General features: G+C 59.8%; 14 protein-coding genes. 3 read left to right on the top strand and 11 right to left on the bottom strand.

Annotated elements, in window-relative coordinates; genetic code table 11:
* Nucleotides 1-85 precede the first annotated feature (85 nt).
* Entirely contained in the window at nt 86-985 is a 900-nt protein-coding gene (locus AC1DIG_RS20275; protein ID WP_477768711.1) for a polysaccharide deacetylase family protein, read from the top strand.
* A 43-nt stretch (nt 986-1,028) separates the two neighbouring features.
* Here the strand turns inward: AC1DIG_RS20275 and pcaC are convergent, their stop codons facing one another.
* From pcaC to pcaR, 11 genes are all read right to left on the bottom strand, one after another.
* A complete protein-coding gene (gene pcaC / locus AC1DIG_RS20270; protein WP_477768710.1) occupies nt 1,029-1,421 on the bottom strand; it encodes a 4-carboxymuconolactone decarboxylase in 393 nt (130 codons plus the stop codon).
* Between the two features lie 10 nt (nt 1,422-1,431).
* Nucleotides 1,432-2,232 carry a 3-oxoadipate enol-lactonase gene (gene pcaD, locus AC1DIG_RS20265; RefSeq protein WP_477768709.1) on the bottom strand — a complete coding sequence of 267 codons (801 nt, stop codon included), beginning with the start codon at nt 2,230-2,232 and terminating at the stop codon, nt 1,432-1,434.
* Nucleotides 2,233-2,244: 12 nt separating this feature from the next.
* A complete protein-coding gene (locus tag AC1DIG_RS20260; protein WP_477768708.1) occupies nt 2,245-3,606 on the bottom strand; it encodes a 3-carboxy-cis,cis-muconate cycloisomerase in 1,362 nt (453 codons plus the stop codon).
* A gap of 49 nt (nt 3,607-3,655) precedes the next feature.
* Nucleotides 3,656-4,951 carry an MFS family transporter gene (locus AC1DIG_RS20255; RefSeq protein ID WP_477768707.1) on the bottom strand — a complete coding sequence of 432 codons (1,296 nt, stop codon included), beginning with the start codon at nt 4,949-4,951 and terminating at the stop codon, nt 3,656-3,658.
* Between the two features lie 332 nt (nt 4,952-5,283).
* Nucleotides 5,284-5,850 (bottom strand): protocatechuate 3,4-dioxygenase subunit alpha, encoded by a 567-nt coding sequence (gene pcaG, locus AC1DIG_RS20250; protein ID WP_477768706.1) that lies wholly within the window; start codon nt 5,848-5,850, stop codon nt 5,284-5,286.
* Nucleotide 5,851: 1 nt separating this feature from the next.
* Nucleotides 5,852-6,556, bottom strand: coding sequence for a protocatechuate 3,4-dioxygenase subunit beta (gene pcaH, locus AC1DIG_RS20245; RefSeq protein WP_145020257.1), 705 nt, complete (start codon nt 6,554-6,556; stop codon nt 5,852-5,854).
* A gap of 39 nt (nt 6,557-6,595) precedes the next feature.
* Nucleotides 6,596-7,801 carry a 3-oxoadipyl-CoA thiolase gene (gene pcaF, locus AC1DIG_RS20240; protein ID WP_477768828.1) on the bottom strand — a complete coding sequence of 402 codons (1,206 nt, stop codon included), beginning with the start codon at nt 7,799-7,801 and terminating at the stop codon, nt 6,596-6,598.
* Nucleotides 7,798-8,580, bottom strand: a complete 783-nt coding sequence (locus AC1DIG_RS20235) for a CoA-transferase subunit beta (protein WP_477768827.1) — start codon at nt 8,578-8,580, stop codon at nt 7,798-7,800. Before AC1DIG_RS20235 ends, pcaF begins: the two co-directional genes overlap by 4 nt.
* Nucleotides 8,577-9,434 carry a CoA transferase subunit A gene (locus tag AC1DIG_RS20230; RefSeq protein ID WP_477768705.1) on the bottom strand — a complete coding sequence of 286 codons (858 nt, stop codon included), beginning with the start codon at nt 9,432-9,434 and terminating at the stop codon, nt 8,577-8,579. The genes AC1DIG_RS20235 and AC1DIG_RS20230 overlap by 4 nt, the downstream gene beginning before the upstream one ends.
* A gap of 270 nt (nt 9,435-9,704) precedes the next feature.
* Nucleotides 9,705-11,051, bottom strand: coding sequence for a 4-hydroxybenzoate transporter PcaK (gene pcaK, locus AC1DIG_RS20225; protein WP_145020269.1), 1,347 nt, complete (start codon nt 11,049-11,051; stop codon nt 9,705-9,707).
* Between the two features lie 186 nt (nt 11,052-11,237).
* Nucleotides 11,238-12,080, bottom strand: coding sequence for a pca regulon transcriptional regulator PcaR (gene pcaR / locus AC1DIG_RS20220; protein WP_054596029.1), 843 nt, complete (start codon nt 12,078-12,080; stop codon nt 11,238-11,240).
* A 710-nt stretch (nt 12,081-12,790) separates the two neighbouring features.
* On the opposite strand from pcaR, the gene AC1DIG_RS20215 reads away from it, so the two are divergent.
* Nucleotides 12,791-12,991 carry a hypothetical protein gene (locus AC1DIG_RS20215; RefSeq protein WP_019692194.1) on the top strand — a complete coding sequence of 67 codons (201 nt, stop codon included), beginning with the start codon at nt 12,791-12,793 and terminating at the stop codon, nt 12,989-12,991.
* A 376-nt stretch (nt 12,992-13,367) separates the two neighbouring features.
* On the top strand, nt 13,368-14,843 hold the full coding sequence (locus tag AC1DIG_RS20210) for an inorganic phosphate transporter (RefSeq protein WP_477768704.1): 1,476 nt from the start codon (nt 13,368-13,370) through the stop codon (nt 14,841-14,843).
* The last annotated feature ends 405 nt before the right edge of the window (nt 14,844-15,248 follow it).

Below are 15,248 nucleotides of genomic sequence, written 5' to 3'. Positions count from 1 at the left end.
TAGGAGCGACGGTTGGCGGCGTGGTGAATAACTGCGCGCCGACAGTCTGCATTCGTCCTGATCTGTCGTAGGCCAAAGCAAAAACATGAAACTGATCGCTGCTGTCTTATCAGTCCTTGCCGTTACAGTCGGCCTCAGTGGCTGTATCGGCCCACCGATCGAACTGACCCCGAAGACCGAGCAGATTCTGCGCTCGACCCCGCCGATCCGCTTTCTGCTGACCTTCGATGATGGTCCAAGCGCGTCCAGTTTTTTCAATCCGACCAGTGCCGTTCTCGATGTACTCGCCAACAACCCGATTGAGCCGGGTATCAAGGCGGTGTTCTTCGTGCAGACACAAGCCCCCCGGGCCGGTGGCAGCGAACTGGGCAAAACAATCATGCAGCGTGAACATGCCGAGGGCCAGACCCTGGGCTTCCACACCGCCACACAGTGGCATACCAATCACCGCTCGCTCTCCCCGGAAGAACTCGAACAGTCGCTCACCCAAGGCTCTGCGGACATTGCTGCGATCACCGGCAGCACGCCGGTACTGCTGCGGCCGCCGTTCTGGAATTACGACAAACGCACGTTCGCCGCCTATCAACAACATGGCTTGCACGTGTTGCTGACCGACCTGAGCGCCAATGACGGCAAAATATGGGGCTTCAATGGCAGCCCGCGCCGGCGCTCCAACATGCTCAGGCAAATGTCCGAGGTGCGCGAACGGATTGCGGCCGGCGAACTGCCGACGGTCGACGGTGTTATTCCGGTGGTGGTGACGTTTCACGACCTCAATCGCTACACGTCCTGGCATATGGGGGAGTATCTACAGATTCTGCTCGACAGCGCCCGCGAGACCGGTGTGACAACTGCCGCCAAACCGTTTTACGACGACCAGGCAGCCGTGCAACGGGCCGCCATGGCCCGCACCGTGCGCGATGCCAACCAACCGGTGCATTTGCCTGGTGTGTGGAGTTGGTTCTGGGACAGCAACTCTCATTGAGGCAGTGCGGCCCTGACAGCCATGTCAGGGCCTGAGGTCGCGACTACTCGCGCGATTCGACACCCAACTCATCCCACACCGACTCGGCCAGATGGAAGGTTGCATTGGCCGCCGGGATGCCGCAGTAGATCGCGCTCTGCATCAGCACTTCCTTGATTTCGGCACGGCTGACGCCATTGTTCGCCGCGCAACGCAGGTGCATTTTCAGCTCTTCGTTGCGATTCATACCGATCAGCATGGCAATGGTGATCAGGCTGCGGGTATGGCGTGGCAAGCCAGGGCGGGTCCAGATGTCACCCCAGGCGTGGCGAGTGATCATGTCCTGAAACTCTGCATTGAACTCGGTCAGGGTCGCCAGGCTGCGATCGACATGGGCATCGCCGAGCACCGCGCGACGCACTTGCATGCCGTCGGCGTAACGTTGTTTCTCGTCCACAAATCGCTCCTCAGATAGACTGTTCAGCCAACAAAAAACTCAGCACCCGGTCACTGAACGCGCTACCGGCCTGAACGTTGGACAAATGGGCGGCGTAGAACTCGGCGTACTCGGCGCCTCTCACCCGCTCTTGAATAAAGTGCCCGCCGGAAGGTGGCGTGACCGCGTCTTCGGTGCCAGCGATGACCAGGGTCGGCACCGTGATCGAAACCAGTTGCTCGCGGAAATCGGCATCGCGTACCGCCGCGCAATTGGCTGCATAACCTTGCGGTGAAGTGGCGGCGAGCATGTCGGTGATCTGCTTCGCCACCGCTGGATTGGCTTGGGCAAAGTCCGGGGTAAACCAACGGGCAATCGATGCATCGCGCAATGCGACCATCGCCGCCGGACCGTCGCGCAGTACGGTTTCGATGCGCGGGTTCCACACAGAAGGATCACCGATCTTTGCCGCGGTATTGCACACCACCAGTTTGTGCAGACGCTCGCCGGCGTTGATCCCCAGCCACTGACCGATCAGCCCGCCCATGGACAAACCGCAAAAATGGGCGCGCTCGATGTGCAAGGCATCCAGCATCGCCAGTACGTCACGGCCCAATTGCTCGATGCTGTACGGCCCCGGCGTCACCAGCGAATGGCCGTGACCGCGAGTGTCGAAACGCAGGACGCGAAAGTGCTTGGTGAACGCCGGAATCTGTACGTCCCACATGTGCAGGTCGGTGCCCAGCGAGTTCGACAGCACCAGCACCGGAGCGTGTTCCGGACCGTCGAGTTGGTAGTTCAGTTCGCCGTCGGCGAGTTGTACGAATCCCACAGAAATTCTCCTTCAGACAGTCAGGGCAACATGTTCGGCCAACGCACGCTCAACCCAGGTCTGAGCCTGACCGAGGTAGTGCGCAGGGTTCATCAATTGATCGAGTTCAGCACTCGAAAGCTCTGCAGTCACGTGCGGCTCATCACCGAGCACCGCACGTAAATGTCGCTGCTCGGCCACTGCGCGTTTGCAGCACAGCTCCAGCAGATGGTGGGCTTTATCGCGACCGATCCGTTGAGCGAGAACGATGCTGACCGCTTCGGCCAGCACCAGACCTTGGGTCAAATCGAGGTTCTGCGCCATGCGCTCGGCGTCGACTTCCAGCCCTTCTGTTATCAACAGCGCTTGCTGCAAGGCACCGGACACCACGCAGCAGATTTCCGGCAGGGTTTCCCACTCGGCATGCCACAACCCCAGGCTGCGTTCGTGCTCTTGCGGCATGGCGCTGAACAGTGTCGACAGCAACCCGGGAATGCGCGTAGCAGCACCGATCAGTACCGCCGCGCCCACCGGGTTGCGTTTGTGCGGCATGGTCGAGGAGCCGCCCTTGCCCGGTGCCGAAGGTTCGAAGACTTCCACCGCTTCGGTCTGCATCAGCAGGCTGATGTCACGGCCGAGTTTGCCGAGGCTGCCGGCAATCAGGCCCAGCGCCGCGCCGAACTCCACCAGCCGGTCGCGCTGGGTGTGCCAGGGTTGTTCCGGCAATGTGAGTTGCAGCTCCTGCGCCAGCGCTTCGGCAATCGGCATGGCCTGCTCGCCGAGGGCTGCGAGTGTTCCGCTGGCACCACCAAATTGCAGCACCAGCAGGCGCGGCTTGAGTGCGTGCAGACGTTGCCGACTGCGCGTCACCGCCCCCAACCAACCGGCGATTTTCATCCCCAGCGTGACCGGCGTCGCATGTTGCAGCCAAGTACGTCCGGCCAGTGGCGTGACCACATGCCGTCGGGCCTGGATCGCCAACGCTTCGCCGAGTCGCGCCAGATCGCTGTCGATCAAGTGCAGTGCCTGGCGCAGTTGCAGCACCAGCCCGGTGTCCATCACATCCTGACTGGTTGCGCCCAGATGCACGTAACGTTCGGCGTCCTGATCATGTGCGGCGATCTGCTTGCCCAACGCCTTGACCAACGGAATCGCCGAGTTACCGGCAATCGCAATCGCCTCGCCAAGGGCCGCAAAGTCGTAGTGCTCGGCCCGGCAAGCCGCCGCGATCGGGGCAACGGCAGATGCCGGAATCAGCCCGACCCGCGCCTCGGCCCGAGCCAATGCAGCTTCAAAATCGAGCATGGCCTGAACCCGGCCCTGATCGCTGAACACCTCGCGCATATTTCGAGCCGTGAAATAGGCATCGAACAATTGATTGCCCGGTCGTTGCATAGGGAATTCCTTACGCGGCGCGCGCCCGCTTGAGGCGCGCGCCGACAAGTCAAAGATCGTGTTCCAGGTACGCTGCCTCTCTCGGCAAACGCAGGCTGAACAGGAAGGCGACCGCCATCATCGCGGTCACGTACCAGTAGAAGGAGTTTTCGATACCCACCGATTTCAGGCTCAAGGCCACGTACTCGGCCGAACCGCCAAAGATTGCGTTGGCCACCGCGTAAGCCAGGCCCACCCCCAGCGCACGGACTTGCGGCGGGAACATTTCGGCTTTTACCAGACCGCTGATCGAGGTGTAGAAACTGACGATGGCCAATGCCACGGTGATCAGCCCAAACGCCAGGAACGGATTGGTCACCGACTTCAAGGTCAGCAGGATCGGCACGGTGAACAGTGTCCCCAGGGCACCGAACCAAAGCATCGAGTTACGCCGGCCGATCTTGTCGGCAAGCGTGCCGAACAACGGCTGCATGCACATATAAAGGAAGAGTGCGCCGGTCATGATGTAACTGGCGGTCTTGGCAGGCATCCCGGCGGTGTTCACCAGGTACTTCTGCATATAGGTGGTGAAGGTGTAGAAAATCAGCGAACCGCCGGCGGTGAAGCCGAGCACGGTAATAAAGGCTGCGGTGTTGTGCTTGAACAACGCGGCCATGCTGCCGGCATCTTTGTCTGCACGCATTTCCTTGCTGGTGGTTTCTTTCAGCGAACGACGCAGGAACAGCGAAATCAATGCCGCTGCCGCACCGACCACGAACGGAATCCGCCAGCCCCAGGCACGCAGGTCGTCCTCGGTCAGGAACTGTTGCAGGATCACCACCAAGGACACGGCCAACAATTGGCCGCCGATCAAGGTCACGTACTGGAACGAGGCGAAGAAACCGCGCTGGCCCTTGAGTGCAACTTCACTCATGTAGGTCGCGGTGGTGCCGTATTCACCGCCCACCGACACGCCTTGAACCAGGCGCGCCACCAGCAGCAGGAGCGGTGCCCAGACGCCGATGTCCTTGTAGGTCGGCAGGCAAGCGATCAGCAATGAGCCGGCGCACATCATCAGCACCGAAATCATCATGGAGTTCTTGCGCCCGTGCTTGTCGGCCACCCGGCCAAACAGCCAGCCGCCGATGGGACGCATCAAAAACCCTGCGGCGAACACCCCGGCGGTGTTAACCAATTGCACCGTGGGGTTGTCGGAGGGGAAAAACGCCGGGGCAAAATAGATCGCGCAGAAGGCGTAAACATAGAAGTCGAACCACTCGACCAGGTTGCCGGAAGAAGCCCCGACAATTGCAAAGATCCTTTTGCCACGCTCTTCAGCGGTGTAGAGACTGGTTATTGTTGTCATGGTTTTTCACTCGATGGGGACAGTGAGAGTCTAGACATACTTTGCAACAGCCCCGCTCCACAGGTGCACATCCCTGTGGCGAGGGGGCAGCCCTAATACCGGTAAGTAAAAGGATTTCAGGTTCGGCATATTCCTCGTAGCAGCTGGCGAAGCCTGCGTTCGGCTGCGCAGCGGCCGTAAATCCTGCCTCCACGGTTAACCTGAAAAAACGTGGTGTCTGATTTTACGACTGCTTCGCAGCCGAACGCAGGCTTCGCCAGCTGCTACGAATCGTGTAAGGGCTTAACTTACCGGTATTAGGACTTGCTCCCTCGCCACAGAAGTGCGGTAACTCAGTAATCGAAAAACACCGTCTCGGCATCGGTGCCCTGCAGGATCACGTTCCACTGCAACGTGCCCGTCCCGTTGGCTTTCGCCATCAAGGTCGTGCGGCGCTCTTCAGGTACGCAGGCCAGCAGCGGGTCGCCGGCGTTGGCCGGTTCGCCGTCAAAATAGATTCGCGTCAGCAAGTGCTTGACCAGGCCTCGGGCAAACACCAGTACCACCAGGTGCGGCGCCTGTGTGCTGCCCTTGAGCCCCGGCACAGTCCCCGGTTTGATGGTGGTGAAACGGAATCGCCCTTCTGCGTCCACCGGCACTCGGCCAAACCCTTCGAAATTCGGGTCCAGCGGTTTGTCTTGCTCGTCTTCTGGATGGTCATACTTGCCGGCGGCATTGGCCTGCCAGACTTCCAGCATCGCGTCGTTGACGAAATCGCCGTTGCCATCGACCACTTGCCCGGTGATCGTCACACGCTCGCCGAGGGTTTGTTCAACGGTCAGGTTTTCACGGTTCAACCAGGTCAGGCCGATGTGGTAATACGGCCCGACCGTGTGGGACGTCGTCGCGTTCAGCGTCATCTTATTTCTCCATCGGCGTGGCATCGCGGCCGCGCAAAACGATATCCCAGCGATAACCGAGGGCGTAGGACGGGATGGTTTTTTCCAGGTCGAAACTGGCGATCAAGCGCTCTTTGGCGCTGGTGTCGGGTACGCAGTTGTAGATCGGGTCGTAGGCCAGCAACGGATCACCGGGGAAGTACATCTGCGTCACCAGTCGCGTCAGAATGCTCGGCCCAAACAGCGAGAAATGGATATGCGCCGGGCGCCAGGCGTTGTGGTGGTTGCCCCACGGGTAAGCGCCAGGCTTGATGGTCTGGAACTGGTACCAGCCATCGGCGTCGGTCACGGTGCGGCCAGTACCGGTGAAGTTCGGGTCCAGCGGCGCGTCATGCAGGTCGCGGTCATGGTTGTAGCGGCCAGCGGCGTTGGCCTGCCAGATCTCCAGCAAAATCCCCGGCACCGGCAAGCCATTCTCATCCAGCACGCGGCCGTGAATGATGATCCGCTCACCCAATGGCGCGCCCTGATGCTGGGCGGTCAGGTCATTGTCCCGTTCTTGCAGAGACTCGGCGCCGATAGTCGGACCGGTAATTTCCGACAATGAGTGAGGCAAAAACACCAACGGCTTCGACGGAGAACGGCGGTTGGTCGATTGATAGGCCGGGTGCAAATATTCCGGCTGGGTGCCCGCTTGCGGGCGACGGTAACCAGGCTTGTCAGTCATGAAACATCCTCTTTTCTTGTTCGATAGCGCGGCGGCGCATCAGACCCGTTCGATGGCCAGTGCCAGGCCTTGGCCAACGCCAACGCACATGGTCGCCAGCGCTTTCTTGCCGCCGGTTTTTTCCAACTGATGCAGCGCCGTCAGTACCAGCCGCGCACCGCTCATGCCCAGCGGATGCCCCAAAGCGATGGCACCACCGTTCGGGTTGACCTGCGTTGCGTCGTCGGCCAGACCGAGTTCACGCAACACCGCCAGGCCCTGACTGGCAAAAGCTTCATTGAGTTCGATCACATCGAAATCGCTGACCGCCACGCCCAGGCGCTCGGTCAACTTACGCACCGCCGGCACCGGACCGATGCCCATCACCCGTGGCGCGACGCCGGCGCTGGCCATGCCCAATACCCGAGCACGGGCGGTCAGACCGTGTTTTTTCACCGCTTCGGCAGACGCGAGAATCAGCGCCGCGGCACCGTCATTCACGCCCGAGGCGTTGCCAGCGGTGACGGTTTTGTCCGGGCCATTGACCGGTTTGAGTTTGCTCAGGGTTTCCAGGGTGGTGTCAGCGCGCGGATGCTCGTCCTGCTCGACCACGCTTTCGCCCTTCTTGTGGGCAATGCGCACCGGAACGATTTCTTCGGCGAAATAGCCGGCAGCTTGCGCGGCCGCCGTTCGTTGCTGACTGCGCATTGCGAAAGCATCCTGATCAGCACGGGAAACCGCGTAATCATCGGCCACGTTGTCAGCGGTTTGCGGCATCGCATCGACGCCATACTGGGCCTTCATCAACGGGTTGATGAAGCGCCAGCCGATGGTGGTGTCTTCCAGTTTCATGTTGCGCGAGAACGCCGCATCGGCCTTGCCCATCACGAACGGTGCGCGGGACATCGACTCGACGCCGCCGGCAATCGCCAGCTCCATCTCACCGCTGGCAATTGCCCGGAACGCAGTGCCGATGGCGTCCATGCCCGAGGCGCACAGGCGATTGAGGGTCACGCCGGGAATGCTGTCCGGCAACCCGGCCAGCAGCAATGCCATGCGCGCCACGTTGCGGTTGTCTTCGCCGGCCTGGTTGGCGCAACCGAGGAACACTTCGTCCACAGCGCTCCAATCGACACTCGGGTTGCGCTCCATCAGCGCCTTGATCGGTACGGCAGCCAGATCGTCAGCGCGAACCGTCGACAAACCACCGCCAAAACGGCCGATCGGTGTGCGAATCGCATCGCAGATATAAACCTCGCGCATCAGGCTTCTCCCGGTGCTTGGCCATGGGCGGCAGCAGTACGCGCTTCAAGATCGCGCAGCGCAGCCAATTCGATGTCGGTCGGTTCGGCGGTCTGCTCCAGCTGATCGGCAAAGCGGACAGCCCAACCGGTGGCGGCGATCACTTGCTCGCGGGTCACGCCCGGGTGCAGCGCGGTGACCACGAATTCATTGCTGCCGGCTTCCGGTTCCATGATGCACAGGTCAGTAATGATCCCCACGGGACCGGCGCCCGGCAGGCCGAGACGCTTGCGCGAGTCGCCGCCTTCGCCGTGGCCGACCGAGGTAATAAAGTCGAGTTTGTCGACAAACGAGCGAGCCGACTGTTTAAGGATGATCAACACGCTTTTCGCCGAGCCGGCAATCTCCGGCGCACCGCCGGCACCCGGCAGGCGGACTTTCGGCTGATGGTAATCGCCGACCACGGTGGTGTTGATGTTGCCAAAGCGGTCGACCTGAGCGGCACCGAGAAAGCCGACGTCAATGCGCCCGCCTTGCAACCAGTAGCGAAAAATCTCACCGGTCGGGACGACGGTGTCGGCGGTTTCCGCCAGCTCACCGTCACCGATCGACAGCGGCAATACCGTCGGCTTGGCACCGATCGGACCCGATTCATAGATCAGGACTACATCTGGAGAGGAAGTCAGACGCGCCAGGTTGGCCGCTTTCGACGGCAGGCCGATGCCGACGAAGCACACCGAGCCATTCTTCAGGCGGCGAGCGGCGGCGACGGTCATCATTTCATTGGTGGAGTAAGCCATTATTGAGCCTCCATTGCAGCGGCCAGCTTGGCCTGGAATTCACTGAAGTCAGCACTGCCGTGGATGTATTCGTTGATCCACGCGGTGAAGGTTTCACGGTCGCGGGCAATCGGGTCCCAGGCCTGATAGAAGCGGTTGTCGCGCTCGGTATAACCGTGGGCGTAGGACGGATGCGCTCCACCGGGCACATGGCAAACCGCGCTCAAGGCCCAGGTCGGCAAGACACAGGCGTTCATCGGCGCTTTCAGGTCGTCGACGATTTCTTCAACGGTGACGATGCAGCGCTTGGCAGCCAATGCGGCTTCCTTCTGCACCCCAAGAATCCCCCAGAGCAAGACGTTACCCTTGCGATCGGCCTTCTGCGCATGGATCACCGTGACGTCCGGGCGCACCGAAGGCACTGCCGCCAGCACTTCACCGGTGAACGGGCAGGTCACGCTTTTGATCAGCGGGTTGACCTTCGGCAAGTCGGAGCCGGCGTAGGCGCGCAGCACTGCGAACGGCAGGCCGGAGGCGCCCGCAACGTAGGCATTGGCCAGGTCGGCGTGGCTGTGTTCTTCGATTTCCAGCGCATGCGGCCACTGCTTCTCGACGGCATCGCGCAGACGGTGCAGCGAACCCACACCCGGGTTTCCGCCCCAGGAGAAAATCAGCTTGCGAGCGCAACCGGCACCGATCAGTTGGTCGTAGACCAGGTCAGGAGTCATGCGCACCAGCGTCAGGTCTTTCTTGCCCTGACGAATGATTTCATGACCCGCTGCGGTCGGAATCAAGTGCGTGAAGCCTTCAAGCGCGACGGTATCGCTGTCGTTGACGAATTGCTTCACCGCGTCGTGCAGCGAAAGGATTTCAGCCATGGGGTTGGACTCCCGATTCTCAGTAAACCGATGTGGAGGACAAGGCGCGATGAGCAGCGCCGGAATGACTGAAGATTAAGCCGCCGAAAAAACCCAAACAATCCGATAATCGACTAAGTGTTCGTTTATCGAACAGATTGTTGTCTTCCTACTGATCGAATCAAAAGCTTCGCGAGCAGGCTCGCTCCCACAGGTGATGGGTGATCCCTGTGGGAGCGGGTTTGCTCGCGAAGAGGCCATCAAACTCGCTAAAAAATCTGAGTCCTGCCCTCAGGTCGCATCCGCATGGCTAACCATGCCTTTGATCACCACCGCCGTGGTGGCCAACGCCGCCGGAATCACCAAGGCTGTCAGCACCTGTTCGAAATTCCAGCCCAGGCCCAACAATGTCGCCCCCATCCAGGCACCAAGAATCGCCCCGAAACGACCGATCCCGAGCATCCACGACACGCCCGTGGCCCGACCTTGAGTCGGATAGAAGCGCGCCGCCAGCGACGGCATCGCCGATTGCGCACCGTTGACACACATCCCCGCGACCAGCACCAACGTTGCCAGCAGCGTGATGTTGCCCAGGCTTTGCCCTACAGCGTAGGCAAACACCCCGGCCAACAAGTAGAAAGTGCCGATCACCTTGTGCGGATTGAACCGGTCCATCGCCCACCCCACCGCCACGGCACTCAGCACGCCGCCAAACTGGAACAACGCACCAATGAAGGCCGCCTGCTCCATGCTCGCGCCGCTGTCACGCATCAGGGTCGGCAGCCAACTGGTCAACAGGTAGACGATGACCAATCCCATGAAATAGGTCAGCCACAGCAATAACGTACCAGTGCTGTAAGTGCCGGAGAAAATCACCGCGAACACATTGCGGGCCTTCACGGTTTTTTGTTCGGGCACGCTGAAACTCGACGCCTGGGCGATAGTCGCCGGATCAATCGGCGCGAGTGCCTTGCGCACCTTGTCAGTGCCGCGATTGCGCACCACCAGGTAACGCGCCGACTCCGGCAGCCACAGCAACAGCACCACGCCGAGAATCAACGGCAGAATCCCGCCGATCAGCAACAGGCTGTGCCAGCCAAACGCCGGGATCAGCTTGGCGGAGATGAAACCGCCACCGGCCATGCCCAGGTTGAAGCCGCAGAACATGCTGGTCACCAGCAGGGATTTTTTGCGCTCCGGGGTGTACTCCGACAGCAGCGTGGTGGCGTTCGGCATGCCGGCGCCCAGGCCAAGCCCGGTCAGGAAACGCAGCACCAGCAACTGCTCAACATTCGTGCTGTAAGCCGAGGCCAGACTGAAGGCGCCGAATAACAGCACCGCGCCGACCAGTACGATTTTCCGTCCAAAACGGTCAGCCAATGGTCCTGAACCCAGTGCGCCAAAGACCATGCCGATCAGCGCCGCACTCATCACCGGGCCGAGGCTGGCGCGGTCGATCCCCCAATCCTGAGACAGCGCCGGTGCGATAAAACCCATGGCCGCTGTGTCCAGGCCATCGAGAAACACAATCAGGAAACACAGGATCACCACCCGCCATTGATAGCGCGACAGCGGTTGGGCATTGATAAAGGACTGCACATCGAGGCAGTTCCCGACAGCGGATTGAGGCTGGTTCATTATTTTTATTCCAGGCAAGAAGCGCAGGCGAATACGCGCGGGCAATCGCCTCTTCATTATTATTCGGTCGTCTTCCGGTGCTTGGCACGGTGGCCAACAGCAGCGGATGACGCTGCCGCGACATTAATGAGGCAAGGGAAACAGCGTCAATTCGCCAAACGCGACTCTGTGCGTTTACCGAACAGCTTACGCAAACAGCTGGGCACTCAACTCACGGCTGGCACTCAACAACCCGGGCAAAAAGCGTTGCTCCAGTTCGTTGCGGCTGACCCGCCCGGCATGTGTGCTGACATTCAGCGCAGCCAGCACCTGACCGGATGCGTCGTACACCGGAACGGCAATCGAGCGCAGGCCTTGCTCGAGTTCCTGGTCGACAATGCACCAGCCTTGCTGCCGAACTTCCTGGAGACATTCGAGCAACGACTCGCGCGTATGCAGGGTGCGGCTGGTCTTGGCCTGCAATTCGGCATGTTCGAGGTAATCGTGCAGCGATGCATCGTCCAGCGCAGCCAGAAGAATCCGACCCATGGAGGTGCAATAAGCCGGTAAACGCCCGCCCACCGACAGATCGACCGAGATCAAACGTTGGGTCGTAGCCGAACGGGCGATGTACAAGATGTCATCACCTTCCAGCGTGGCCATGTTGCAAGCCTCGTGCAGTTGTTCGCTCATGCGGTCCAGATAAGGCTGGGCCGATACCGCCAGCGGCGTCGAGGACAGATAGGCATGGCCGAGGGTCAGGACTTTGGGTAGCAGCGAATAGGTTCGACCGTCAGTGGTCGCGTAGCCGAGCTTGATCAATGTATGCAGGCAACGGCGTACGGCGGCGCGGGGAATTTCCGTACGGTGGCTGATTTGCGCGATGGTCAGATGCCGCTTGCGCTCCTGAAAGGCCTGGACCACTGCCAGGCCACGGGCCAGGGAGGTCATGAAGTCCGGATCGCCAGTGAATGCCTGAATCCGCTTGGCCGGTGAAGCGACGATCGGCGGCGCCACTGAAGCAAAGGAATTGCGCAATTGATCGTTCATGTCAGGTCATTCCCCAGAATTCGATAGCTATTACAAGCTGCTCCGGAGCTTGCGCACAAGCATCGGCAGCCAAGGCTGGGCGATTATCGAACCATTAATCGATAATCGAAATCAACTGGTGCACGACCAAATGGCATGAGGACTGCAGTACATTTTCCGATAAGACCGGGAACCGTTCATTACAGATTTTGACACTTTAGCTGACACTGAATAACAACCAGGTTCTAATCCACTCAACTTGTATGACTTAATGGCGCCAGGAAATGAGCTTGTTAAAGACGTTACCCAAAAGTGCACTGCACAGACGACTTGCGGGTAACAAAACAAATTCACAGAACGAAGCACTTTTAAGTTATTCGAGATAGTGTTCTGCCGATCGGCCGCTATAATGCGACTCAGTGATGACCGTGTTTCTTGGTAACCACGGGATCCAATCACTCAGGCAGCGCGAGGTTTCAACCCCGCTTCCTGCTGGCAAACGCCTGACGCTCATTTCGAATGCCCGACCCATGCGTTTGCAAAAAACAAAGAACTGATGCTACGTCAGTGGTTCTGCTCTGGTGCCGTGGCCGCCTGCACGAAGGAAGCTGTCAAGCACAACGCTGTCGCAATGGGTGTCTTCCCGGACACTCTGTTCGAGAGGCGTGTGACCGACACAACGAATGCAGTGCGTATCACCAGAATTTATCTCAACTCAATTAGGTAACACTGTGACGAAAGAAGAACTGCGCGCGGAACTTGAGCGCCAGGAACAACGTTACAAGGAAGTTTACGGCGGGGAAGTCACCACCTACGCCGCTCAGCCCGACCCGGAACGCAAACCTTGGCGTAAACGCGCCAGCATCCTCGATCAGGCCTTTACCCAGGAACTGCAGAAGATGGAAAAGGAACTCAAAGCCGAAGAGCCATAATTGCGAAGGTTTGAGTTTTCAGGGCCTGCGTCGCCTTCAGCTACACGCTGAATGAATTGGCGTCCCATATCGCGCCTGCTAAAAGCCGGCGATTGCCACCTCACTCCTACCGGATGAGGTTATTGGCGCTTGGCTGGCCCTCCTTACAGATATTTCACACACCCCGTTCAGCCTCCCATCGAAGTCGCTGAAATGCCGGCGTGCGCCACAACACCCAATGAAATCAAAGGCTTGAAAAACCTACGGCAACGCTGGGACTTAGGGCCTTGTTACACACTAAATCGTTGAAGAATGTAACCGATGAGCAGCAAGTGCATTGATTTGCGGGGTTTTCTGGCATAATCGCGCCCCCTTATGACCGGGTCAGAAAACCTTCATGATCGATTTATTCAGCGGACTGGATGCTTGGGTGCTTGTGAGCCTCTTGCTCGCCCTGGCCTTTGTCCTCGCCTTCGAGTTCATCAACGGCTTTCATGACACCGCTAACGCGGTAGCCACTGTTATCTACACCAAAGCCATGCCGCCTCATCTGGCCGTGTTCTTTTCCGGTGTGTTCAATTTCCTCGGCGTGTTGCTGGGCGGCGTTGGCGTGGCGTATGCCATCGTCCACCTGTTGCCGGTGGAGTTGCTGATCAATGTGAATACCGGCCACGGGCTGGCGATGGTGTTCTCGTTGCTCGCTGCGGCCATCACCTGGAACCTGGGGACCTGGTACTTCGGTATCCCGGCCTCCAGCTCTCATACCCTGATCGGTTCGATCCTCGGTGTGGGTCTGGCGAACGCCCTGATCAACGACATCCCATTGGCTGACGGTGTCAACTGGCAGAAAGCGATCGATATCGGCGCCTCGCTGGTGTTCTCGCCATTAGCCGGCTTCCTGGTAGCCGCGCTGGTGCTGATTGGCCTGAAATGGTGGCGTCCGCTGTCCAAGATGCACAAGACACCGGAGCAGCGCCGCAAGCTTGACGACAAGAAACACCCGCCGTTCTGGAACCGCCTGGTTCTGGTGATCTCGGCAATGGCTGTCAGCTTTGTTCACGGCTCCAACGATGGCCAGAAAGGCATCGGCCTGATCATGCTGGTATTGATCGGTATCGTGCCGGCCCAGTTCGTACTCGACCTGAGCAGCACCACCTACCAGATCGAACGGACTCGCGATGCGACCCTGCACCTGAGCCAGTTCTATAAGCGCAATGCCGATACCCTGGGCGAGTTCCTGGCCTTGGGCAAAAGCCTGGATGGCGATTTGCCGGAGAAATTCCGCTGCAACCCGCAACAGACCGAGCCGACCATCACCGCCCTGCTCGGCACCCTCAAGGGTGTAGCGGACTACCACTCGCTGTCGCAAGAAAGCCGCATTGAAGTGCGTCGTTACCTGCTCTGCCTGGACGACACGGCGAAAAAGGTCGGCAAGTTGCCTGGCCTCGATGCTCGCGAAAAGGCTGACCTGGACAAACTGCGCAAAGACCTGACCACCACCACCGAATATGCCCCGTTCTGGGTGATTCTGGCGGTCGCCCTGGCACTCGGCCTGGGCACCATGGTTGGCTGGAAACGCGTGGTACTGACCATCGGCGAGAAAATCGGCAAGCAAGGCATGACATACGCTCAAGGCATGTCGGCACAAATCACCACGGCGGGCATGATCGGCCTGGCGAACATCTTCAGCCTGCCGGTATCGACCACCCACGTGCTGTCTTCGGGTGTGGCCGGGACCATGATCGCCAACAAAAGCGGCCTGCAAGGCGGCACCGTGAAAACTATCCTGCTGGCCTGGGTCCTGACCCTGCCGGCAACGGTGGCCCTGTCGGCCGGCCTGTTCTGGCTGGCATCGAAGGCTCTCGGCAGCTGATCCACCGCCGTACAAAAAAAGCGCGCCCTCCCGGAGGTCGCGCTTTTTTTATGCCTGCAGGATTTGCAAGGATTTGATGATCGTTTCCCGTTGTTTCAAAGCGTGACGCAGAGCGTCACAGGATGCATTCCTTTGCTGCGCGTGGGAACGATCAGCATCTGAAGCCGCACACACCCCAACCACTCAGGCCGGCCGGTAGGCCGCCGTGCTTTGCTGTTGATCTTGATCCACCCGCCCCTATCGGGAGGCCGAACGCAGGTGTTCATCAGGGGGTGGGCGCGCAGCGCCGTACGGCGCAGCCGGACACATCGAGAGGAGGTCGTCGCGAAGCAGACCGTAGGCGATGCCCCCTGATGGACACCGGAGTGAGGGGACGCCGAGCCTAGGCGAGGTGCCGTACGCTTG

The sequence above is a fragment of the Pseudomonas sp. 05N431 genome (assembly GCF_056397005.1).
This window is presented reverse-complemented; position numbering and strand designations above follow the sequence as displayed.

Excerpts from the sequence above, each read along its gene's own strand:
- pcaH (WP_145020257.1), bottom strand. The coding sequence starts at position 6,556 with ATGACTGACAAGCCTGGTTACCGTCGCCCGCAAGCGGGCACCCAGCCG.
- pcaK (WP_145020269.1), bottom strand. The coding sequence starts at position 11,051 with ATGAACCAGCCTCAATCCGCTGTCGGGAACTGCCTCGATGTGCAGTCC.
- AC1DIG_RS20210 (WP_477768704.1), top strand. The coding sequence starts at position 13,368 with ATGATCGATTTATTCAGCGGACTGGATGCTTGGGTGCTTGTGAGCCTC.
- AC1DIG_RS20275 (WP_477768711.1), top strand. The coding sequence starts at position 86 with ATGAAACTGATCGCTGCTGTCTTATCAGTCCTTGCCGTTACAGTCGGC.
- pcaG (WP_477768706.1), bottom strand. The coding sequence starts at position 5,850 with ATGACGCTGAACGCGACGACGTCCCACACGGTCGGGCCGTATTACCAC.
- AC1DIG_RS20260 (WP_477768708.1), bottom strand. The coding sequence starts at position 3,606 with ATGCAACGACCGGGCAATCAATTGTTCGATGCCTATTTCACGGCTCGA.
- AC1DIG_RS20255 (WP_477768707.1), bottom strand. The coding sequence starts at position 4,951 with ATGACAACAATAACCAGTCTCTACACCGCTGAAGAGCGTGGCAAAAGG.
- pcaR (WP_054596029.1), bottom strand. The coding sequence starts at position 12,080 with ATGAACGATCAATTGCGCAATTCCTTTGCTTCAGTGGCGCCGCCGATC.
- AC1DIG_RS20230 (WP_477768705.1), bottom strand. The coding sequence starts at position 9,434 with ATGGCTGAAATCCTTTCGCTGCACGACGCGGTGAAGCAATTCGTCAAC.